We start from the raw sequence: 20102 nt of genomic DNA, 5'->3' as shown, positions 1-20102 counted from the left end.
CGCTCGGCCCGCCCGGACTTCCGGGCGGGCCGAAGTGTTCAGGCCCTGCGCCGGGCGACGTAACGGACGATCAGCAACACGATGCAAACGACCGCGACGGCGCCCGCGATCGTGCGGAAAGTCCAGTCCAGCCCCGCGAACTGGCCGATCGCGTTGGTGGCCGAGCTGACGAGGAGGACCAGCCAGAGGGTGGCGGTGACGAGTGCGCCGCCGGCGTTTTTGGTGTCGTTCATGGGAAAGACGCTATGGTCCGGCGGATCGGGGAACCAGGGGAGTGACCCCCGTCGTGGGGTGGTGCCAGCGCTACCGCGCCTGCAGGACCGGTCGTTGGGCGTTGCGAAAGCCACTTTCGCAACCTTCAACGTTGCGAAAGTGGCTTTCGCAACCCCTCGGGTCCTCGTGAGTGGGGACCGCACCACCGCCCCCCCGTGCAGTACATGAAGGACCCCTTCACTGCGTCTAGCGCAGTGAAGGGGTCCTTCATGTACTTGCCGCCCGGACCTCGGGAGAGCCTCAGCCCTTACCACCCAAGTAAGCCAGCACCGCCAAGACCCGCCGATGCCCGCTGTCCTCCGGCAACCCGAGCTTCGCGAAGATGTTCCGGATGTGCTTGTGCACCGCGCCGTCGCTCACCACCAGCAGTTCCGCGATGGTCGTGTTGTTGTACCCCTCCGCCATCAGCCCGAGCACCTCGCGTTCGCGCGCGGTCAGCCCTTCGAGCGGATCGGTCGCGCGGCGGTGCGCCATCAGCTGGGTGATCACCTCGGGGTCCATCGCCGTCCCGCCCTTGACGACCCGGTCCAGCGCGTCGAGGAACTTCTCGACCTTCCCCACCCGCTCCTTGAGCAGATACCCGACGGCACCCTTGCCGTCGGCGAGGAGTTCCGCCGCGTAGCCGGTTTCGACGTGCGCGGACAGCACGAGCACGGGCAGCCCGGGGTACATCTTCCGCGCCTTGACGGCCGCGCGGAGGCCTTCGTCGGTGTGGGTCGGCGGCAGCCGGACGTCGGTGATCACCGCGTCGGGCCGGTCCTTGGTGACCAGTTCGAGGAACTCGTCCACGTCGTCCACCGCGGCGGCGACGTCGATGCCCGAGGTGTTCAGCAGCATCACCAGGCCTTCGCGCAGCAGCGCGTCGTCCTCGACGATCACGACCCGCATGGCAACTCCACTTTCAGTACGGTCGGCCCACCGGCGGGGCTCGACAGTTTCAAGGTCCCGTCGAAGGCCTCGGCGCGTTTGCGGATCCCGGACAGGCCGCTGCCCGCGGCTTCGTCGGCGCCGCCGTGGCCGTCGTCGCGGATTTCGATGAGCAGGGTGTCGGCGGTGCCGTCGAGAGTGATCCAGGCGTGTTCGGCGCCGGAATGCTTGGTGATGTTGGCCAGCATCTCGGCGACGACGAAGTAGGCGGCCGCTTCGACGGCGGCGGGACGGCGACTGCGGCTGCGAACGTCCACAGTGCACGGAACCGGGCAGCGGTCGGCCAGCGCGGTGACGGCACCGTCGAGGCCGCGGTCGGTCAGCAACGGCGGATGGATGCTGCGCACGACGGTCCGGAGTTCGGCGAGCGCGCCGGTCGCGGTGTCCTGTGCCTTGCCGAGCAGTTCGCGCGCCCGCTGCGGATCCTTGTCGAACAGCGAATCGGCGATCCCCAGCTGCAGCACCACCGCGGCGATCCTCGCCTGGGTCCCGTCGTGCAGGTCGCGTTCGAGGCGACGGAGTTCGGCGCCGTGGGCCTCCAGCGCGGCGGCCCGCGACGCGGCCAGTTCGACGACGCGGTCGGTCAGCACCACCCCGGGCGCCGGCGCGAGCAGCCTGCGCGCGATGGAAGCCTGCCAGCGTGCCAAGCGGGGATACAAGAACAGGAGCGCGATCATGCCGGCGCCGGTGACCGCGCTGAGCGCCGCGAGCGGCCACGACGTGACCATGAACCCGAGCGAGCTTTCCACCCCGCCGGGCACCGCGGGCCAGATGAACGCCGTCACGATCTGGCGGAGCCCGCCGAGCGGAAAGGCGATGGCGAAGATGCCGATGATGAAACCGGTGGCGGCGTGGAAGACGAGCCAGGCCAGATCCCGTCGCGAGGCAGGGTCGGTCACCGGGTTCCCGGATCGGTACGGCTCGGGGATGGGCTCGTCCAGCAGGCGCGCCGATCGCCGTCGTTCGAAGTTGACCGGATACCTGATCAGCTTGAGCGCGTGCGGCACCGCCGGGATCCCGACACCGAACGGGCACATCATCAGCACGAACAGCATGCCGACGAGGACGAACCAGGAGACGATGGACGAGGCCGCGCCGACCGCCAGGTACCGGATCGCGGACCAACTGGACCGGAGCCGGGTGATCACCCCGTCAGTCTTTCATCCGGCCGTCGGCGGCCTCGGAGCGGAGCGCGTGAAGGCCCGCTTTGCGATACTCGGACCATGATCCTGATCGTTCTCAAAGCACAGATCCGCCCCGAGAAGCGCACCGAATGGCTCGCGGGTATCGAGCGCTACACGCAGCAGGTGCGGAGCGAGCCGGGCAACATTTCGTTCGACTACTACCAGAACGCCGGCGACGAGAACGAATTCGTCCTCGTCGAGGTCTTCGCCGACAGCGCCGCCGGTGACGCTCACGTCGCCACGCAGCACGCACAGGAGTTCTTCCCGTTCATGGCGACCGTCGTCGCCGAGAAGCCCCGGATCAACTACCAGAACCTCGACGGCGACGCGTGGTCGGAGATGGCCGAGGTCACACCGGTCGACTAGCGGCCTCCGTGGCGGTGCGGTCGATGATGGCGGCGAGCGTCGTGGCCGCTTCTTCGGGCACCCAGTGGCTGACGCCGGTCAGGATTTCGAGCCGGTAGGCGGCGTCGACGTACTGGCCGGCGAGTTCGGCGCTGCGCCGGGACAGGGCGGTGTCGCCGTCGCTCCAGACGTGGGTGGTCGGCACGGTGACCCGGGCGCGGAGGGCGGCCGGGTGGTTGAAGACCATCGCGCGGTACCAGTTCAGTCCGCCGGTGAGGGCGCCGCCGCGGACGATGTCCTGGCGGACCTGGTCGATCTGGGCGGGTGTCATCCCGGTGCCGGCCAGCGTGCGTTCCAGTACGCGTGGCCGGCTCCGGATGGCGAGTTCGGGCAGCCAGGGGAGCTGGAACAGGAACATGTAGTACGACCGGAACAGCTGATCGCTGCCGAGCATCGCGCGGAGGAACGCCCCGGGATGGGGGACCGACACGGTGGTCAGGGAGGTGACCAGGTCGGGTCGCCGGGCCGCGGTCGACCAGGCGGCGACGGCGCCCCAGTCGTGTCCGACGAGGTGGACCGGCCCGGAGCCGAGGGTGTCGATGAGGGCGACGGTGTCGGCCACCAGGCGGCTGGACCGGTAGGCGAAGCGCCCCCGCGGGCGGGCGCGGGGTGAGTAGCCGCGCTGGTCGGGCACGATCGTGCGGTATCCCCGCTGGTGGAGCAGGGCGGCGGTGTCGTCCCAGGAGGCGCCGGTCTGCGGGAACCCGTGCAGCAGGACGACGAGGGTCGCCGTCGAGCGGGCCGGTGTCCCGGACATCGAAGACGAGTCCGTCGTGGTCGAAGGTGGCGATGCGGCGGGGCGCGGTCATGGGCGGATTTCCCCTTCTTTCGTGGACTGCTCGTATATGTTACCTTGAGTAACAGTGAATCGCGGTAACAGGTAGCCGCGCACTCTGTCGACGTCGTCAGGGAGGTCCGTATGACCAGCACCGATGTGCCACGAACGGCCGGGGCAGGCCGCCACGAGACCGCGCAGCGGCTCCTCGATTCGTCCGCGATGCTGTCCTACGACCCGGCCACCGAGGTGGACTGGGAGACGCCGCTGGACAAGGACTTCCACGGGGCCAGCCCGGAGTGGAGCACCCTCTACGGCACGAGCTACTGGGCCGAGATGAGCACGGAGCAGCAGAAGGAGCTCACGCGCCAGGAAGCCGCTTCCGTGGCGAGCACCGGCATCTGGTTCGAGATGATCCTGCAGCAGATGGTGCTGCGCGACTTCTACGCCAAGGACCCGACCGATCCGGCGTTCCAATGGGCGCTGACCGAGATCGCCGACGAATGCCGTCACTCGATCATGTTCGCCCGCGGCGCGGCGAAGCTCGGCGCGCCGCCGTACCGCCCGCGCAAGCTCGCCGTCGAACTCGGCCGGATCTTCAAGGCGACGGCCAGCGGCGAAGCGGCGTACGCGGCGATCCTCGTCGCCGAGGAGGTCCTCGACGTCATGCAGCGCGACTGGATGCGCGACGAGCGCGTGGTCCCGTTCGTGCGCACCATCAACAACATCCACGTGGTCGAGGAGTCCCGGCACATGAAGTTCGCCAGGGAGGAGACGCGTGAGCAGCTGAAGGGTGCGGGTTTCCTGCGCCGCCGGATCGACGCGCTGGTCATCGCGATCGCTTCGTACTTCATCGTCAGCAGCATGATCAACCGCGACGTGTACAAGCACGCGGGACTCGACACCAAGCGCGCCTTGCGCGAGGCGAAGGCCAACGAGCATCACAAGTCGATGATGCGGTCGAGCTGTGCCGGGTTGATGGAGTTCCTCGGCTCGTGCGGCCTGCTCACCCGCCCCGCGCTGGTGTTCTACAAGCGGGCGAACCTGATCTGACATGGCCTTCGCGATCACCCAGACCTGCTGCAACGACGCCACCTGCGTGTCGGTCTGCCCGGTCAACTGCATCCACCCGACGCCGGACGAGCCCGATTTCGGCACCACCGAGATGCTCTACGTCGATCCGGACACGTGCATCGACTGCGGGGCCTGCGCGGACGCCTGCCCGGTGGACGCCATCTTCCCGGCGGACCTGCTGACCGGACCGCTCCAGGTCTACGCGGGAATCAACGCGGCCTTCTACGCCGACCGCGAGCCCGTCGCCTCGGTGGATCCTGCGCCGAACTTCCACCGGTGGAGCCCGCCGACGTTCGACCGGGCCATCCCGAGCGACTTCGCGCCGCCGGACATCGCCGTCGTCGGCACCGGCCCGGCCGGTATGTACGCGGTGGAGGACCTGCTTCTCCACACGAACGCGCGGGTCACGCTGATCGACCGGCTGCCGGTCGCCGGCGGGCTCGTCCGCTACGGCGTCGCCCCTGACCACCCCGCCACGAAGCGGATCGGCGAGACCTTCTCGCGTCTTCACGAGCATCCGCGGCTGAAGATGCGCCTGGGCACCGAGATCGGGCGCGACGTGTCGGTGGACGAGCTGGCCGAGCGGCACGACGCCGTCGTCTACGCGGTCGGTGCCTCGTCCGCGCGCCGGCTCGGCCTGGACGGCGAGGATCTGCCCGGCAGTATCGCCGCGACCACCGTCGTCGCCTGGTACAACGGCCATCCGGACGTGCCCGCGAACGCGGTCGACCTGTCCGCGGAACGTGTCGTGCTGGTCGGCACGGGCAACGTCGCGCTGGACGTGGCCCGGATCCTCACCGCCGACCCCGACGACCTCGCCGGGACGACGATCGCGCCGCACGCCCTGGAACGCTTGCGCACCAGCAAGGTCCGGGAGGTCGTACTGCTCGCCCGACGCGGACCGGAGGACGCGGCCTACACGTCTCCGGAGCTGCTCGCGCTCGCGGGACGCGCCGGTGTGCCGCTCGTCGTCGACGACGCCGACCCGCGCACCACGGCCGCGATCGACGCTGGCAGCGGCAAAGCGGCGCTGCTGCGCGACCTCAGCCGCGAGACCGTCGACTGGACCGTTCCGCCGGGTTCGGACGCTCGCCGGATCGTCCTGCGGTTCCACTCCGCGCCCAGCGAGATCGTCGGCGACGCCCAGGTGCGCGGCCTGCGCGTCACAGGGCAGGACGGGCCGGTGGAGATCGCCGCCGGTCAGGTCGTCCGCGCCGTCGGCTATCGAGGTGTCCCGGTGCCGGGGCTTCCGTTCGACGACGACCGCGGCACGATCCCGAACACCGCCGGTCGCGTCGACGGGCGCAGTGGCGCGTATGTGGTCGGCTGGATCAAACGCGGTCCGTCGGGCGGGATCGGCGCGAACCGCACTTGTGCGCGGGAGACCGTGGCGACTCTGCTGGAGGACATCACCTCCGGCGCGCTTCCGGTGCGGGCGCGGCGATCGCCGGTGGCCGCGCTGGCCGCGCGGTTCCGCGGACGGTGACGCTGCCCGCACTCGCGTGATCAGGCGCGTGACTCACGTGATTAGAGACGTGACTCGCGTGATTGGAGGCCGCACTCGGTGTTCCGTCTCTGATCACGCGAGTTCCGGCTTCAATCACGCGAGTGCGGCATTCGCGACACAGACCTGACCGAGTTCGACAAGACTTGCTCGACATCTGGCGGAATCGGCCACATCATGGGCGGATGGATCCACTCGACCTCCGCATCATCGGCGCCCTGCAGGTGGACGGACGGGCGTCGTGGCGGCGTATCGCCGAAGCGCTCGGCGCCCCCGAACGCACCGTGGCCAGGCGCGGGGTGAGGTTGCTGGAAACCGGGATCGTCACGGTGATGGCGGTGACGCCCTACGGCGTGCCGATGCTGGTGCGCGCCAAATGCGCCGCCGGGCTCGCCAGGACGGCCGCGACGGCGCTGGCCCGCCGCGCCGAGGCGAGCTTCTGCTACCTGCTCACCGGGCAGGCCGAGGTCGCCGCCGAGGTGTGCTGTTCGCGCGAGCGGCTCGCGGCCTACCTGTCGGAGGACATCGCCACGACCCCGGGACTGCACGAGCTCACCGCGGATCCCATCACGAAGTACTACCGCACCGTGCACGAATGGCAGCCGGGGATCCTGACCGCGGCGGAAGTGGCCGAACTCAGCGAACTTCCCCAGCTGACGCCGCAACCCCGGCATCCGGACGGTGACGTCTTCACCCCGGACGAGCGCGCACTCGTCCGGGCGTTGCGCGAGGACGGCAGGCGGACCCACGAGGAGCTCGCCCGGCTGGCCGGGGTGTCGGAGTCGACGGTGCGCCGCCGGGTGGAATCGCTGCGCCGGAGCGGGGAGATGTTCATCCGCGCCGTCGTCGAACCGGCGGTGCTCGGCCTGCCGATCGAGGCCTTGCTGTGGATCCGCAGCCGTCCGTCCGATGTGGACGAACTCGGCCGGGGACTGCTCGCCTCGCCGTACGTCCGGTACGCCGCGGCGACCATGGGGGAGCACCAGCTGATGGCCGACGTGACGCTGCCCGATTTCGAGACCCTGCACCGGTTCGTCGCCGAATCGGACTGGGCACGGCTCGCGGTTTCCGTGCACACCGGGCTGGTGACGAAGGGACTGAAGCGGAGCAGCGTGCTGACACCCGAACTACGAGTCTGAACTCGGGCTCTTGAGCCGGACCGGCAGCGATCGATGGCCGTTGGAGATGAACGAGTCGAGATGCCGTAAGGCGTCCGGCGACGCCGCGAGGGTCATGTCCGGGAAACGCTCGAACAGGGCCGGAAGGGCGATCGCCGCCTCCAGCCGGGCCAGCGGCGCGCCGATGCAGAAATGCGCGCCGTACCCGAACGCGATATGCGCTTTGTCCTTCCGTGCCACGTCGAACGCGTCGGCGTCGTGCCCGTGCAGCGCCGGGTCCCGGCCGGCGGCGGCGTAGCCCGCCAGAATCGCGTCACCCTGCCGGATGACCACACCGGCGACGGCGATGTCCTCGACGGCGTAGCGCAACGGCAGGTTCGCCACGGGAGCCTGCCACCGCAAGGTTTCCTCGATCGCGTCGCTCCAAGAGACCTGCCCCGCGCGCAGCAGTGCGAGCTGATCGGGATGGGTCAACAGCGCGGTGATGGCCTGGTCGAGGAGATTCACGGTGGTTTCGTGACCGGCCGAGATGAACAGGATCAGGGTGTCGATCAGCTCGGTTTCGTCCAGCCGGGCGCCGTCGTCCTGCGCGGCGATGAGCGCGGTGGTGAGATCCTCGCCGGGGTTCTCCCGCTTGGCGGCGACGAGCTCGGTGAAGATCGAATGGATGTCCTGGTACGCGGCCAGCATCGCCTCCTGGCTCGCCGACGTCCGGAAGAAGACGTCGACCGAGTGCCGCAGTCTGCCTCGGGCCGAATCCGGTACGCCGAACAGGTGGCAGATCACTTCGATGGGCACCGGATAGGCGAAGTTCTCCCGAAGGTCCACGGGTTCGTCGGCGGGCAGGGCCGCGAGCCCGTCCAGCAGATCGGTGACGATCCGGGTGATCCAGGGCTCCAGCGTGGCGATCCTGCGCGCTGTGAAGGCCTGCGTCACGAGCGAGCGGAGCCGTTTGTGGTCGGCGCCGTAAGCGGTGAACATGTTCCGCACGTTGACCCACACCAGCAACGGCCAGTCCGCGGTGACCTCGGCCAACGCCGGCCAGTGCTGGCGGGCGTCCTTGGACACACGCGGGTCGCTGAGCAGGTCACGCAGGAGTTCGTAGCCGGTCACCGACCAGGCCACGACACCGCCCGGCAACTCGACCCGGGAGATCGGGCCTTGTTCGCGGAGTCGTTCGTTCTCGGCGTGGATGTCTTGGCCGTTCGGGTCCAGAACCAGGGGACGCGTCACCGGGGATCACCCTTTCTCGGCGGAGCGGACCGGGTCCAGCCTGCCAGCGGCGCCCGTCGCCCGGCTATTCGCCAAACGGTGGTCGCCCAAACGGTGGTCGCTCAGTACAGCTCGATGACGAGCCGGTCGGTGAGCGCGCGCGAAACGCAAAGTGCCATCTGGCCTTCGCGGTCGGCCGCGGTCAGGCAGTTGTCCCGATGATCCGGGGTGCCTTCGAGCACGCCGGACACGCACGAGCCGCAAATCCCTTCCTCACAGGACTTGAAGACCTCGATGCCGTTGTCCTCGAGCACCGCCAGGATCGATTTCCCGGCCGGTACCTCGAATTCCTCGCCGGTGTCGAGTTCGACGGTGAGGGGACGGTCGCCGGAAGTGTCCACCTCGGCGGCTTCGAAATGTTCGACGTGCACGTGGTCCGCGCCGACGACCGGGCCGAGCACGTCGCCGACCTGTCGCATGAAACCGTCGGGGCCACAGGTGTAGACGTGGGTCGACGGGGTCAGTCCCTCGGCGATCGTCCGCAGCACGGCGGGATGTCCGGCGCGGGGGACGCCGAAATGCGGCCGGATCCGGTCGGCGAACTCGACCCGTTCTTCCAGCAGTTCCACGAACGCCGCGGTTTCCCGCGAGCGCGCGAAGTAGTGCAGCTCGAATTCGCTGCCCCAGGTGTAGAGCTCGTAGGCCATCGAAAGCAGCGGCGTGATGCCGATGCCGCCGGCGACGAGGACGTGCCGGTCCGCGTCTTCGGCGACGGTCAGCAGATTGCGCGGCTCGCTGATCTTGAGGTGATCGCCGACCGATACCTGGTGCATCGCCACGGATCCACCGCGCGAGGCCGGTTCCCGTTTGACCGCGATCAGGATCGAACGCGGGTCGTCGGGGGCGCCGCACAGCGAATACTGCCGCAGCACCCCCGTCGGGCCGACCACGTCGACGTGCGCTCCGGCCCGGTAACGGACGCGCAGCGGCTCGTCGTCCTGCCGGACCAGCCGCAGGGTACGGATTTCCGGTGTCTCCTCGGTGATTTCGACGACGCGGAAAAGGACGTTCGTCATCTGGATGCCTCCTGGTCAGCGCATGAACAGGCCGCCGTTCGCGTCCCAGCAGGCGCCGGTGACGGAGGCGGCTTCGGGGGAGGCGAGCAGCGCCACCATCTCGGCGATGAACGTCATGCTGCCCAGCCGTCCGACCGGGACGCCTGCCGTCAGCTTCGCGAGGTTCTCCTCACCGACGATCCGGTGGACCATGGGGCTGTCCTGCGGTCCGGGGGAAACCGCGTTCACGGTGACTCCCCGTGCGGCGAGCTCGCGGGCGAACACCTTGGTCGCCGTCAGGATCGCGCCCTTGGAGGACGCGTAGTGCCCGCCGGTCGAGGTGCCGCCGTTCTGCCCGGCCAGCGAGGCCAGGTTCACGATCCGGCCGTACCCTGCTTCGGCCATGTGCGCGCCGAACAGCTGGCAGGCGTGGAAGGTGCCGTTGAAGTTCACCGCCATCACCTCGTCGAGCTCCTGCGGCGTGATCTCCAGCAACGGTCGTGCCTGGGTACGGGCGGCGTTGTTGACCAGCACCTGGACGCCGCCGAAATCGCCGAGCACCGACGCGAGCAACTGGTCGATGTCCGGGCGGCTGGCGACGTCGACGCGATAGCTCTGGGCGTGCGCCCCGGTCCGGTCCAACTCGGTCGCGAGCCGTTTCGCGGCGGCCTCGTCGAGGTCGGCGATCGCCACGCGGTGGCCGCCGCCGTGCAGGCGCCGGACGATCCGCTCGCCGAGCCCGGTCGCCCCGCCGGTGATCACGGCGACCGGCGCGGGGCCGCTCACAGCAGGAATCCCGCGGCGGGAACGGCTTCGTCGGCGTTGACCAGCCGGACGACCTTGCGGGCGAAGCGGTCTTCGTCGCCACTGGCGCCGAGACGGACGACGTAGTCGACGTCCGCGGCCCAGAGGTCGTGACGGCCGCGTTTGTACGCCACGATGATCTGGGCGGCCTTGAGCGTGACCGACCGGTCGTCGACGTCCGTGGGGATGAAGCGCGAGACGGTCCGCACGGTGATCGCCGAGTCCACCGCGGCGATCGCGTAGCCCTCGGTCATCCGCCGCACGCGCAACCCGCGCATCCGGGCGTCGTCGTGGACCATGTTGAGGACGTCGTCGAAATCCTCGGCGTCGCGTTCGATCGGGATGACGTACCGCGCGTCGTCGGCGTAAAGCCCTTGCCAGGCTTCGTATTCCTTGGCGTCCAGCAGCGCGGCCTCGCGCCAGGCCAGCTCGATCGCGCGGACCACCCGGGGATCGGTGAGGGTCTCAGTCATCGCTCATCATCCGCTTCCATTGGGCGTACGCCGCCCGCATCCCGGTCTCGTCGGTGACGTGGCTGGTCGGCCAGCCTTCGGCGGAGGGCTTCTCGCGCCCCAGACCGCGGTTGACCATGATCGGCAGTTCGGGCGCGCCCTGGGCGCCGCGCTGCACCCGGTCCCAGCCCTCGGAGTCGTCCGGGGTGCCGAACCCGAACGGACCCTGGAAATGTTCGTGGGCGCGCAGCCGCTCGCGGTTGACCGGCCCGACGATCTCGGCCGGGCCGTCGCTGCCGAGGGCGACGTGCTCGATGACGGTCTCGTCGACGCTGATCGGCCGCAACACCCGGAAGAACGAGATCGACATCGACACGTTCGGGAACAGGTTGAGGTTGAACCCCGTGCCGTGCACGGCACGGACGAGCCTGCGGATCTCGGCCTCGTCCGCCCCGGCGGCTTCGAGCTGGGCGACCAGGCCGTCGAACCGCGGCTGGAGCGGTTCGCTGCCGTCGTCCGCCTCCAGATCGGAGTGTTCGGGGACCATCTGCATCACCGAGTGGCCGTTGCCCAGGTCGTGGGTGACCGCCGTCGGATCGGTCATGAACGACATCATCTCGGCGGTTTCCGCGTCGACCGAGGCCATCCAGGAGCGGTGCACGATGGGGAAGTGGTACCCGTCGGTGGTGTTCTCCAGCTGGATCTTCCAGTTGCCCCGGTAGGTGAACCGGTGGGTGCCGAGCACCTTCACCGGATAGCCGCCACCCTGCGCCATGAAGCGATCGATCCACAGCTTGACGTCGCCGAGGAAGTCGGCCAGCGGCTCGGCGTCGGCGTCCACGGTCGCGAAGATCATCCCGCCGTAGGACTCGGTGCGCAGGGTCTTCAGCCCGAGATCCGCCTTGTCCATCACGCCCTCGTACCCGTCGGGGTACGGGATGCCGCGCAGTTTGCCGTCCAGCCCGTAGGACCAGGCGTGATAAGGACAGGTGAATCCGTTGGCGTGGCCGGTCTTCTTCTCGCAGAGCGACGCGCCCCGGTGGCGGCAGCGGTTCACCAGCGTGCGGATCTCGCCCTTGCGGTCCTTGGTGACGATGACCGGATGCCGTCCGACATGGGTCGACTTGAAACTGCCGGCCTTGGGCAGTTCCGATTCGTGGGCGACCCAGATCCAGGACCGCTCGAAGATCTTCGTCATCTCCTGGTCGAAGATCGCGGGGTCGGTGTACATCCGGCCGGCGACCCGGTCGCCGAGGACGAGGTCCGCGGGCGGCAGGTCGTACACGGTGGCGGCGGTGAATTCGGTCATCGCGATCAGCCCCGGTATTCGCGCGGTGTGAGGGCGCGGCCGATACGCGCTTCGATCTTGGCGTACTTCCACAGCTTCCACGGGCTGTCGCCGACCGGGGTGCTGCGCAGGAAGTCGCACGCCTGCTTGACGGTTTCCTGCGTGTCGACGTCGCAGAGCAGGTAACACGTCCACGGCCACCCGTCGGACGGCCCGACCATATGCGAGTCGTCGTCGATGTCGCCGATGAAGTCCACGCCGGGCAGGCCCTTGATGCCGTCCATCAGCGCGACGAAGGCGGTCCAGACGTCTCCGGTGGCGACGCCGCCTTCCGGAAGGTCGAAGAAGTTCTGGTTGATGCCGATGCAGAACAGCACACGCAACGGGGTGTCGCTCATGGTGGTGGTCCAACTCCTCGTCGGTCGGTGGTGGGTCACTGGAAGCCGGGAACGGTGGGCGGATGGCCCATCAGCACGGCACCCGCGGCGTCGTACATGGCCGGCCCCAGGAAGGCGTGCTGCTGCGGGACGAGCGCGTCGCCGAGCAGCCACTGCAGCGGATGACTCGTGGCGATGGCACCCGTCCCGGACAGGCCGATGACCCGGTTGACGGTCTCGGCGGCGGTCTTCGCGAGATGGGTCGAGGCCAGCCGGAGGTGGGCGTTCTGGTGCGGCGCCACGGGATCGCCGCTCAGCACGGTCTGCCACGCCTCGTCGGTGACCTCGTAGAAGTACGCGCGCGCCGAACGCATCGTCGCCTCGGCTTCGGCCAGTCCCGTCCGGTAGTAGGCGCGGTCGGCGAGTTTCGGCGCGCCCGTGACACCCGAACGGCCGCTGCCGACCTCGGTCGCGAAGTCGAGCGCCGCGCGGGCGACACCCGCACCGACGACCGCCAGCACCTGGGAGGCGTAGGCGAGGGTGGGGTAGCGGTACAACGGCTCGTCGATGGTGGGTTCACCGCCGCGGATGAACGTCCATTCGCGTGGCACCTCGACCTTGTCGACGACCAGGTCGAAGGACCCGGTGCCCTTCATCCCGACGACGTCCCACTCCTGGACGATCTCGACCTGCTCGGGCCGCAGCAGGGCGGTGCGGGGCTTTCCGGCGGTCGTGTCGTCGCCTGGGATCCCGACGCCGAGGATGTCCGCACCCATGCAGCCGCTCGCGAACTTCCAGCGCCCGTCGACCAGGAAGCCGGAGGCGGTGGGCTCGGCTCGTTGGACGGGGAAGAGACCACCGGCGAAGCACACGTCGGGACCGTCGGCGTAGAGCTCGGCCTGCGTCTCGACGGGCAGCGCCGCGAGGTAGACCAGCGCGGAGCCGAAGCTGGCCACCCATCCGGTGGATCCGTCGACGACGGAGATCCGCTCCACCATCCGCAGGAATTCGGCCGGGGGCAGGGGCCTGCCGCCGAACCGTTCGGGCGTCGCGGACCGGTAGACGCCTGCCGCCTTGAGCCGCCCGACGAAGTCACGCGAGACGTACCTCTGGTCCCGGAACTCCTGACGGCGCTCGAGGAGTTCGGCCAGGACATCGTCGAGTGTCACGGCCGGGCTCTCCTGGATCTGGGCCATCGGGCGCTCCTCGCGTCGTAGGGAAGATGTCTCCGACGCTAGGGATCACCGCCGCGTGTGGCCATTGGTCATTGCCTGCCGACGGCCGGGGATTCCCACGCAGACGGGTAGGGGAAATCCTTACCGGAGGGCCCGGCGGCGAACTCCTATGCTGAGGCCGTGGAGGTCGACCCGATCGCGCCTGAGCTGGCCACCGGCGACTTCGTGGCGATGATGAACGCCTCGAAGGCGTGCGTGCTGGTCCACGACGCGGCGACCAAGAACATCCTGTGGGCCAATCCCGCCGCGTGCGAGATGCTCGAATTCAGTCTGTCCGAGCTGCGCCCGCTCAAGGCCAACCACATGAGCAGCTCCGCCCAGCAGTACGACCGGGTGATCGGTCGAGCGTGGCTCCAGGCGGCGGTGGACCACGGTTCGAGCCGGATCGTGTGGCACTACCGGAGCAAATCCGGCCGGGTCATCCCCACCGACGCGGTCGCCATCCGGGTCGAGCTGGAGCGTGGGCCCGCGGTGATGGTCCAGTTCCGCGACATCCAGCGCGCGGAGGAGATCGAACGAGAGCTGAAGCTGACGACGTCGTACGTCGACGCGCTGGCACGGCACACCTCGACCGTGGCGTTCATGCTCGACGCCGCCGGCGCGGTGCGGTTCGCGACGGACAGCGCCCTGACGTTCCTCGGCCTGACCGGCGACGACGATCGGCTGGCGGGGGAGCCGCTGACCGCGTACGCGCGGCTGTACCTGGGCGGCAGGCCGGTGCGCTGGGCCGAGGTGGTCGCCGGTGCCGATCCGGTCGGTCCGGTGCAGCTGGAGTTGCCGGGGGAGAGCTCGACCTGGCTGGAAGGGAGCCTGGAGCGGCTTTCCGAGTCCGAGGTCGACGCGTATCTGATGATCCTGCACGACGTGTCCGAGCGTGTCCGCGGCGAAGCACGGCGAGAGCTGGAACTGCGGCACGAGAACTACTTGGCGCGCTACAACGCCATGGGGGACATGGCGATGGCGATCGCCCACGAACTCGGGCAGCCGCTGGCCGCCGCCGCGAACTTCATCGCGGGGATCCGCGCGCGGGCCGCCACGATGGCGGATGGCGGTGACGTCCGCGAGCAGATGGGCTACGGCCTGGACAGCGTCGCCCGCCAGATCGACCGGGCCAAGGACATCGTCGGTTCGCTGCGGTCCTTCGTCGGGCATCTGGAACAGGTCGAGCAGGTGGTCGACCTGAACGAGATCGTCCGGGAGTGCCTGTACTTCATCGAGCTGAGCGCCGCGCCGAACTCCGTCGCCGTCGAGGTCCGGCTCGATCCTGCGCCGGTGCTGGTGCGGTGCGAACGCGTCCTCACCGGGCAGGTGGTGATGAACCTCTGCCTCAACGCGATCGACGAGACCGCCGAATGCGAACCCCCGCAGCGGCGGATCACGGTGGGCACTCAAGCCAAGGAAGGGGTCGGCGTTCTCACCGTCGACGATCACGGCCGCGGCGTCGCCAGGGATCCCTTCGCCGAGTCTTTCACCAGCAAACCCGGTGGCAGCGGGATCGGGCTGGCGCTGAGCCACCGCATCATCACCCGGCAGCACGGGAGCATCTGGGCCGAGCGGCGGGAAGGCGGGGGCTCGCGGTTCGGGTTCGCGCTGCCGCTGGACACGTAAGGGAAATCCTCAGGCGGCGCGGTGGAAGTCGGGATATCGCCGGTTTCGGCCCCGGCTCTAGCGTCGAGGTATGCCCGATGAGCTGACCACCACCCAGCGACGGTTTCGCGCGGCGATGGCGAACCTTTCGACGGCTGTCAACATCGTCACCACCGACGGCGTCAGCGGCCGCGCCGGCATCACGGTGAGCGCGGTCTGCTCGGTCACCGACTCACCGCCGACCCTGCTGGTCTGCGTCAACCAGTCGAGCTACACGCACGACATCTTCCGGACCAACGGCAGGATGGCCATCAACGTCCTGGCCTCCCAGCACAAGGATCTCGCCCTGCAGTTCGCCGGTGCGACGGACGTGCCGATGCTCGACCGGTTCCGGTTCGAGGTCTGGGACCACGACAGGTTCCGCATCCCCGTCGTCCGCGACGCGGCCGCCGTCCTCATCGGAGGAGTCGGCGCCGAGTTCACCCAAGGGACGCACACGGTGCTCTTCGTCGAGGTCGAGGACGTCTTCGTCGACGAGGACGCCGGGGGACTCGCCTACTTCCGCCGCGAATTCCACCGGATCGCGCCATGAGCGAGCGCACCACGTTGATGTGTTACAACGACAACCACGGGTACGGCTGGCGCCACGTGGATCTCTTCGTGCACGACTCCGAGGGCCGCGAGCTGAACTGGGTCCATTGGCAGGCTCCGGCCGACGGTCCCGCCGCCGCCGACGAAGTGACGGCGCGGGTCGAACCCAGGCTGAAGCGGACGTCCGAGTGGCGGCACGCGGTCAGTGCCGGCGGCGTCGACTACTGGGAAGCGGACGCCGCTTGGGAGGACGAGTGAACCTCATGCGCCCGTGGTCGCTGCGGGAACTCGTCCAGGACCTGCGGCAGGGGCGCACCACTCCGGAGGCGGCTTCGCGACGCGCGCTCGCCCGGATCGCCGAAACGGACGCGGAGCTGCGCGCGTGGGTCGACCGGACGGACTTCCTGCCGGGCGCGGGTGTGCCACTCGGAGTCAAGGACATCATCGATCTGGCGGGTGTGCCCACCCGTTGCGGTTCGACACTGCGCGCGGAGGCCGCTCCGGCGACCTCGGACGCGGCGATCGTGACCGCGTGGCGCTCGGCCGGAATGGCTCCGCTCGGCAAGACGGTCACGACCGAGTTCGCGTTCTTCGCGCCCGGCCCGACCCGGAATCCCGCGGCCCTCGGCCACACCCCGGGCGGCTCGTCGAGCGGTTCGGCCGCCGCGGTCGCGTCCGGGCAGGTGCCGTTGGCGCTGGGTTCGCAGACCGCCGGATCGGTCACCAGACCGGCGTCGTACTGCGGCGTTGCCTCGCTGGTCATGAGCCACGGCAGGTACCCGGTCGCCGGGGTGACGGGATTGAGCCCCAGCCTGGACAGCCACGGCGTCTTCGCGGCCACGGCCGCCGATCTCGCGCTCGCGTGGTCCGCGCTGACCGGCGATCCCGCACAGGAACCGCGTCCGCCGCGGATCCTGGTGTGGGCGGCCGACGCGCTCGACGTCGTCGAAGCACCGATGCGGCATGCGCTGACTCAAGCGGCGAAACGTCTGCGGGAGGCCGGGGCGACCGTCGAGCCGTTCCGCGACGAACAGCTGATGGCCGAGCTCACGGCCGCACATCCCGTCGTGATGGCCTATGAGGCAGCGCGGGAAAGGTCTGCCGAACTCGCGGTGGCCGAGCGGTTGAGCGCGCCCTTGGCACAGCTGCTCCAGGCCGGGGCCGCGACGTCGGTCGACGAATACGAAACCGCCCGCGCCACCATCGCCGACGGCGCCGTCCGTCTGGCCGACGTGTTCGACGTCGTACTCGGCCCGGCCGCACCCGGCGCGGCGCCACACGGACTGCAGGCGACCGGGAACCCGGTGCTGAGCCGAGGCTGGCAGGCACTCGGCCTGCCCGTGGTCACCGTTCCCGGATTCACCGACGCGGCCGGCCTGCCGCTCGGCCTGCAACTCGTCGGCCGTCACGGCGGGGACAACGAACTGCTCGGGCACGCGTGCTGGGCGGAGCGGGTGCTCGCCGGGGATTCATGGTAAGGAGCTCTCCATGGTCACCACCGATTCCGCGTCCGGCGGCGAGACGTCGCCGGTGGTCTACATCGTCGACGACGACGAGGCCATCCGCCAATCCCTGGTGTTCCTGTTGGAGAGCGTCGGCATCCAGGCGCTCGTCTACCCGGACGGGCCGACCTTCCTGGAGGAGTTCGACCCCGATGAGCCGAGCGTGCTGATCATCGACGTCCGGATGCCGGGGCTCAGCGGCCTGCAACTGCAGGAGAAGCTGGTCGCCCGTGAATTCCCGGCCCCGGTGATCTTCTGTTCCGCGCACGGCGACATCCCGATGTCGGTGCGGGCGCTGCGCCTGGGTGCGGTCGACTTCCTCGAGAAGCCGTACGAGCCGCAGCGGATGCTGGAGGTCGTCCAGGCGCAACTGGTGGTCGCGGCGGAACGGTTCGCGGAGGCCGCGTGCCGCAAAGCCGTCGCCGAGCGGATCGCGACGCTGACCCCGCGCGAACGGGAGGTGCTCCGGCTGGTGATCGACGGTCTGCCCAGCCAGCTGATCGCGCGACGGCTGGGCACGAGCGTGAAGACCGTCGACGTGCACCGGGCCCGGATCAAGGCCAAGACCGAGTCGGACAGCCTCGGCACTCTGGTGCGCGATGTCCTTCAGCACCAGGTCACCGTCTAGGTGCGCGGGAATTCCGGCGCAAGTCCGTGAAGGCCTCCTTGAGGGACCCAGAGTCCCTCAAGGAGGCCTTCACGGACTTGGGCACACAGGACGCGCGGCGTGAGGAAAGGCGTGACTCGCGTGATCAGGGACGTGACTCGCGTGATTGGGGGCCGCACTCGGGTGTTCCGTCTCTGATCACGCGAGTTCCGGCTTCGATCACGTGAGTGCGGTGCCAGGTCAAGCCATCAGTACGGAAGTCGCCGGGAAGTCCGAAGCGAACCCCGCGGGCAGCGGCGCGATGAAGACGTTCTCGGTCCGCGTACGGGTGATCAGCCAACGCCCGTCCTCACGCCGGAACGCGTTGTTGAGCCTGCTCGACCGCAGCAACCCGGTCCCGTCGGCGTACAGCCACGGCTGGACGTGGATCCATTGCCCGTCGGCCCGGTCGCCGTCGATGTGGATCTGTTCCGAGGTCAGGTAATGGGCGTTGAGGACCAGCGCCGGGTCGCGTTTCTCGCCCCAGAACCGCTGGAAATGCGCCCGGATCGCGTCCTTGCCCACCGCGCGGCCGAACTGCCCGTCGTAGTGCTCGCCGACGCCTTCCCAGACGGCGTCCTCGGCGTAGAGCTCGAGGATCAGGTCGATGCGCCGGTCGTCGTCGGTGACGCCGTACTCCGGGCACGGAGTGTCGCAGAGGAACATGTAGCGGGCCTGGACACGGCGGATCTCGGCCTCGGCCTCCAGCACCTCGACGCGGCGCCGGAGTTCGGTGAGTTCGTCGTTCATCGGTGGGTCCTCACGGGTGCGGTTTCGGGAAGGGCCAGCAGGCAGACGACGGTCAGCGCCATCCCGCCTGCCAGGTAGTAGCCGACCGACGTCGAAGTACCCGTCCATTCGATGAGCCGGTTCGCCATCGATGGCGCGAGACCGCCGCCGAGTACCGCACCGATCTGGTACGCCAGCCCAGCGCCGGACTGCCGTTGTTCGGGCGTGAACAGTTCCGTCAGGTAGGTGATCAGCGGGCCGAACAGGAACCCGGTGAGCGCGAAACCGCCGGCGATGGCGAGCGCCCAGGCGGTCAGCGTGCCGACCCGCGCGATCGGGAAGAGCGCGAACATGTACGCCAGGACCGCGACGGACGCCGCGAGCATCACCGGTTTGCGGCCCAGCCGGTCGGAGAGCCGGGCACCGAGCACGACCGTCACCGCGTGGATCGCGAGGCCGGGCAACGTGCACCACAGCACGTCCTGGATGTCCAGGCCGAGGCCCTTCGGCGCGGGACCGGCGGCGTAGGAGAGCATGAATCCGGCCAGGACGAACATGACGCCGTTGAGCCCGGTGTTCGCGCCGGCGGCGAGCAGCAGCCTGCCCCAGTTGTCCCGGATGACGTTCCAGATCGGGATCTTGACGATCTTCTCGTCCAGCTTGCTGGCCGCGAGCTCGTGGAACACGGGCGATTCCTCGAGCGCGCGCCGCGCCCAGACACCGATGGCGAGGACGACCGCGCCCGCGATGAACGGGATCCGCCAGCCCCAGCTGGTGATGACCCCTTGCGGTAAATAGAAGATCAGCACGAAGGCGAGGTTCGCCAGCAGAGCGCCGAGCGGCGAGCCCAAGGCGACGAAGGCGCCGAACGCCGCCCGTCGTGACGGCGGCGCGTGCTCGACGGCGAGCACCGACGCCCCGCCCAGCTCACCACCCCGGGAGAAACCGTGCACCAGGCGCAACAGGACGAGCAGGAACGGCGCCGCGACCCCGATGGTGGCGTAGCCGGGCAACAGTCCCATCAGGACGGTGGCCGCGCCCATGAGGTAGAAGGTGATGAGCATGGCGCGACGGCGGCCGTAGCGGTCGCCCACCCAGCCCATCACGATCGCGCCGAGCGGCGCGACGACGTAGCCGATCGTGTAGGTCGCCAGGCTCATGAACGAGGCGAACCAGGGATCGGTGTCGCCGGAGAAGAACACCTTCGGGAAGACCAGCGCGGAGGCGACCGTGTAGATGGAGAAGTCGAAGAACTCCAGCGAGGTCCCGGCACCCGCGCCGATCGCGAGCCGGCGGGTCTGGGACGAGGTGGTCCTGGATGGAGCGGTGGATGCTGTCATGCGCGCTCTTCCTTGAACGGTGAC

22 protein-coding genes are annotated in these 20102 nt (G+C 69.2%); 9 read left to right on the top strand and 13 right to left on the bottom strand.

What is annotated here, in order from left to right; all coding sequences use genetic code 11:
- Positions 1-38: 38 nt before the first annotated feature.
- From ACSMFO_RS04445 to ACSMFO_RS04435, 3 genes are all read right to left on the bottom strand, one after another.
- The gene (locus tag ACSMFO_RS04445) at positions 39-233 is read right to left on the bottom strand and encodes a hypothetical protein (RefSeq protein WP_436457021.1); all 195 of its coding nucleotides are present in this window, start codon (positions 231-233) and stop codon (positions 39-41) included.
- 280 nt (positions 234-513) lie between these two features.
- The gene (locus ACSMFO_RS04440) at positions 514-1161 is read right to left on the bottom strand and encodes a response regulator (protein ID WP_038512999.1); all 648 of its coding nucleotides are present in this window, start codon (positions 1159-1161) and stop codon (positions 514-516) included.
- Positions 1149-2348 carry a sensor histidine kinase gene (locus ACSMFO_RS04435; protein ID WP_436457020.1) on the bottom strand — a complete coding sequence of 400 codons (1200 nt, stop codon included), beginning with the start codon at positions 2346-2348 and terminating at the stop codon, positions 1149-1151. The genes ACSMFO_RS04440 and ACSMFO_RS04435 overlap by 13 nt, the downstream gene beginning before the upstream one ends.
- 75 nt (positions 2349-2423) lie before the next feature.
- On the opposite strand from ACSMFO_RS04435, the gene ACSMFO_RS04430 reads away from it, so the two are divergent.
- Positions 2424-2750 (top strand): putative quinol monooxygenase, encoded by a 327-nt coding sequence (locus ACSMFO_RS04430; protein WP_037338511.1) that lies wholly within the window; start codon positions 2424-2426, stop codon positions 2748-2750.
- On the opposite strand, the gene ACSMFO_RS04425 is transcribed toward ACSMFO_RS04430, so the two are convergent.
- Positions 2734-3546: an alpha/beta fold hydrolase gene (locus ACSMFO_RS04425; protein ID WP_436457019.1), complete on the bottom strand. Its 813-nt coding sequence runs from the start codon at positions 3544-3546 to the stop codon at positions 2734-2736. The two genes, ACSMFO_RS04430 and ACSMFO_RS04425, sit on opposite strands and share 17 nt — an antisense overlap.
- 162 nt (positions 3547-3708) lie before the next feature.
- Here ACSMFO_RS04425 and ACSMFO_RS04420 point away from each other — a divergent pair, with 162 nt between their 5' ends.
- From ACSMFO_RS04420 to ACSMFO_RS04410, 3 genes are all read left to right on the top strand, one after another.
- Positions 3709-4617: an AurF N-oxygenase family protein gene (locus ACSMFO_RS04420; protein WP_436457018.1), complete on the top strand. Its 909-nt coding sequence runs from the start codon at positions 3709-3711 to the stop codon at positions 4615-4617.
- 1 nt (position 4618) lies between these two features.
- A complete protein-coding gene (locus tag ACSMFO_RS04415) occupies positions 4619-6124 on the top strand; it encodes an FAD-dependent oxidoreductase (protein WP_436457017.1) in 1506 nt (501 codons plus the stop codon).
- Between the two features lie 203 nt (positions 6125-6327).
- Positions 6328-7281 (top strand): Lrp/AsnC family transcriptional regulator, encoded by a 954-nt coding sequence (locus ACSMFO_RS04410; protein WP_436457016.1) that lies wholly within the window; start codon positions 6328-6330, stop codon positions 7279-7281.
- On the opposite strand, the gene ACSMFO_RS04405 is transcribed toward ACSMFO_RS04410, so the two are convergent.
- From ACSMFO_RS04405 to ACSMFO_RS04375, 7 genes are all read right to left on the bottom strand, one after another.
- Entirely contained in the window at positions 7270-8493 is a 1224-nt protein-coding gene (locus ACSMFO_RS04405) for a cytochrome P450 family protein (protein WP_436457015.1), read from the bottom strand. The two genes, ACSMFO_RS04410 and ACSMFO_RS04405, sit on opposite strands and share 12 nt — an antisense overlap.
- 101 nt (positions 8494-8594) lie before the next feature.
- Positions 8595-9548: a PDR/VanB family oxidoreductase gene (locus ACSMFO_RS04400; RefSeq protein ID WP_436457014.1), complete on the bottom strand. Its 954-nt coding sequence runs from the start codon at positions 9546-9548 to the stop codon at positions 8595-8597.
- Positions 9549-9563: 15 nt separating this feature from the next.
- Positions 9564-10313 carry an SDR family NAD(P)-dependent oxidoreductase gene (locus ACSMFO_RS04395; RefSeq protein ID WP_436457013.1) on the bottom strand — a complete coding sequence of 250 codons (750 nt, stop codon included), beginning with the start codon at positions 10311-10313 and terminating at the stop codon, positions 9564-9566.
- Positions 10310-10804, bottom strand: a complete 495-nt coding sequence (locus ACSMFO_RS04390) for an aromatic-ring-hydroxylating dioxygenase subunit beta (RefSeq protein WP_038513029.1) — start codon at positions 10802-10804, stop codon at positions 10310-10312. Before ACSMFO_RS04390 ends, ACSMFO_RS04395 begins: the two co-directional genes overlap by 4 nt.
- The gene (locus ACSMFO_RS04385) at positions 10797-12092 is read right to left on the bottom strand and encodes an aromatic ring-hydroxylating oxygenase subunit alpha (RefSeq protein ID WP_436457012.1); all 1296 of its coding nucleotides are present in this window, start codon (positions 12090-12092) and stop codon (positions 10797-10799) included. Before ACSMFO_RS04385 ends, ACSMFO_RS04390 begins: the two co-directional genes overlap by 8 nt.
- Positions 12093-12097: 5 nt before the next feature.
- Positions 12098-12469, bottom strand: coding sequence for a hypothetical protein (locus ACSMFO_RS04380; protein WP_038513032.1), 372 nt, complete (start codon positions 12467-12469; stop codon positions 12098-12100).
- Positions 12470-12504: 35 nt separating this feature from the next.
- Positions 12505-13644, bottom strand: a complete 1140-nt coding sequence (locus ACSMFO_RS04375) for an acyl-CoA dehydrogenase family protein (RefSeq protein ID WP_038513036.1) — start codon at positions 13642-13644, stop codon at positions 12505-12507.
- Positions 13645-13803: 159 nt separating this feature from the next.
- On the opposite strand from ACSMFO_RS04375, the gene ACSMFO_RS04370 reads away from it, so the two are divergent.
- The 5 genes from ACSMFO_RS04370 (at position 13804) to ACSMFO_RS04350 (ending at position 17991) form a co-directional block, all read left to right on the top strand.
- A complete protein-coding gene (locus tag ACSMFO_RS04370; protein WP_436457011.1) occupies positions 13804-15291 on the top strand; it encodes a PAS domain-containing sensor histidine kinase in 1488 nt (495 codons plus the stop codon).
- Between the two features lie 70 nt (positions 15292-15361).
- The gene (locus ACSMFO_RS04365) at positions 15362-15862 is read left to right on the top strand and encodes a flavin reductase (protein ID WP_436457010.1); all 501 of its coding nucleotides are present in this window, start codon (positions 15362-15364) and stop codon (positions 15860-15862) included.
- Positions 15859-16119 (top strand): hypothetical protein, encoded by a 261-nt coding sequence (locus ACSMFO_RS04360; protein WP_436457009.1) that lies wholly within the window; start codon positions 15859-15861, stop codon positions 16117-16119. The genes ACSMFO_RS04365 and ACSMFO_RS04360 overlap by 4 nt, the downstream gene beginning before the upstream one ends.
- 5 nt (positions 16120-16124) lie before the next feature.
- On the top strand, positions 16125-17339 hold the full coding sequence (locus tag ACSMFO_RS04355) for an amidase (protein WP_436457071.1): 1215 nt from the start codon (positions 16125-16127) through the stop codon (positions 17337-17339).
- 10 nt (positions 17340-17349) lie between these two features.
- A complete protein-coding gene (locus ACSMFO_RS04350; protein WP_037338472.1) occupies positions 17350-17991 on the top strand; it encodes a response regulator transcription factor in 642 nt (213 codons plus the stop codon).
- A gap of 219 nt (positions 17992-18210) precedes the next feature.
- Here the strand turns inward: ACSMFO_RS04350 and ACSMFO_RS04345 are convergent, their stop codons facing one another.
- Both ACSMFO_RS04345 and ACSMFO_RS04340 read right to left on the bottom strand, forming a co-directional pair.
- A complete protein-coding gene (locus ACSMFO_RS04345) occupies positions 18211-18759 on the bottom strand; it encodes a nuclear transport factor 2 family protein (RefSeq protein ID WP_436457008.1) in 549 nt (182 codons plus the stop codon).
- Complete coding sequence (locus ACSMFO_RS04340) at positions 18756-20078, bottom strand: MFS transporter (RefSeq protein WP_360083783.1); 1323 nt, start codon at positions 20076-20078, stop codon at positions 18756-18758. Before ACSMFO_RS04340 ends, ACSMFO_RS04345 begins: the two co-directional genes overlap by 4 nt.
- Positions 20079-20102: the final 24 nt, after the last annotated feature.

The organism is Amycolatopsis sp. w19, from assembly GCF_051373225.1.
In the GTDB taxonomy this organism is placed as follows: Bacteria; Actinomycetota; Actinomycetes; order Mycobacteriales; family Pseudonocardiaceae; genus Amycolatopsis; species Amycolatopsis japonica.
Note: the sequence above shows the minus strand (reverse complement) of the source record. Positions and strands in the feature narration are given on the sequence as shown.

What these genes read in the sequence shown, in the direction of transcription:
- ACSMFO_RS04445 (WP_436457021.1), bottom strand. Translation starts at nt 233, where the DNA reads ATGAACGACACCAAAAACGCCGGCGGCGCACTCGTCACCGCCACCCTC.
- ACSMFO_RS04440 (WP_038512999.1), bottom strand. Translation starts at nt 1,161, where the DNA reads ATGCGGGTCGTGATCGTCGAGGACGACGCGCTGCTGCGCGAAGGCCTG.
- ACSMFO_RS04430 (WP_037338511.1), top strand. Translation starts at nt 2,424, where the DNA reads ATGATCCTGATCGTTCTCAAAGCACAGATCCGCCCCGAGAAGCGCACC.
- ACSMFO_RS04425 (WP_436457019.1), bottom strand. Translation starts at nt 3,546, where the DNA reads ATGTCCGGGACACCGGCCCGCTCGACGGCGACCCTCGTCGTCCTGCTG.
- ACSMFO_RS04420 (WP_436457018.1), top strand. Translation starts at nt 3,709, where the DNA reads ATGACCAGCACCGATGTGCCACGAACGGCCGGGGCAGGCCGCCACGAG.
- ACSMFO_RS04415 (WP_436457017.1), top strand. Translation starts at nt 4,619, where the DNA reads ATGGCCTTCGCGATCACCCAGACCTGCTGCAACGACGCCACCTGCGTG.
- ACSMFO_RS04410 (WP_436457016.1), top strand. Translation starts at nt 6,328, where the DNA reads ATGGATCCACTCGACCTCCGCATCATCGGCGCCCTGCAGGTGGACGGA.
- ACSMFO_RS04400 (WP_436457014.1), bottom strand. Translation starts at nt 9,548, where the DNA reads ATGACGAACGTCCTTTTCCGCGTCGTCGAAATCACCGAGGAGACACCG.
- ACSMFO_RS04390 (WP_038513029.1), bottom strand. Translation starts at nt 10,804, where the DNA reads ATGACTGAGACCCTCACCGATCCCCGGGTGGTCCGCGCGATCGAGCTG.
- ACSMFO_RS04385 (WP_436457012.1), bottom strand. Translation starts at nt 12,092, where the DNA reads ATGACCGAATTCACCGCCGCCACCGTGTACGACCTGCCGCCCGCGGAC.
- ACSMFO_RS04380 (WP_038513032.1), bottom strand. Translation starts at nt 12,469, where the DNA reads ATGAGCGACACCCCGTTGCGTGTGCTGTTCTGCATCGGCATCAACCAG.
- ACSMFO_RS04375 (WP_038513036.1), bottom strand. Translation starts at nt 13,644, where the DNA reads ATGGCCCAGATCCAGGAGAGCCCGGCCGTGACACTCGACGATGTCCTG.
- ACSMFO_RS04365 (WP_436457010.1), top strand. Translation starts at nt 15,362, where the DNA reads ATGCCCGATGAGCTGACCACCACCCAGCGACGGTTTCGCGCGGCGATG.
- ACSMFO_RS04360 (WP_436457009.1), top strand. Translation starts at nt 15,859, where the DNA reads ATGAGCGAGCGCACCACGTTGATGTGTTACAACGACAACCACGGGTAC.
- ACSMFO_RS04355 (WP_436457071.1), top strand. Translation starts at nt 16,125, where the DNA reads ATGCGCCCGTGGTCGCTGCGGGAACTCGTCCAGGACCTGCGGCAGGGG.
- ACSMFO_RS04350 (WP_037338472.1), top strand. Translation starts at nt 17,350, where the DNA reads ATGGTCACCACCGATTCCGCGTCCGGCGGCGAGACGTCGCCGGTGGTC.
- ACSMFO_RS04345 (WP_436457008.1), bottom strand. Translation starts at nt 18,759, where the DNA reads ATGAACGACGAACTCACCGAACTCCGGCGCCGCGTCGAGGTGCTGGAG.
- ACSMFO_RS04340 (WP_360083783.1), bottom strand. Translation starts at nt 20,078, where the DNA reads ATGACAGCATCCACCGCTCCATCCAGGACCACCTCGTCCCAGACCCGC.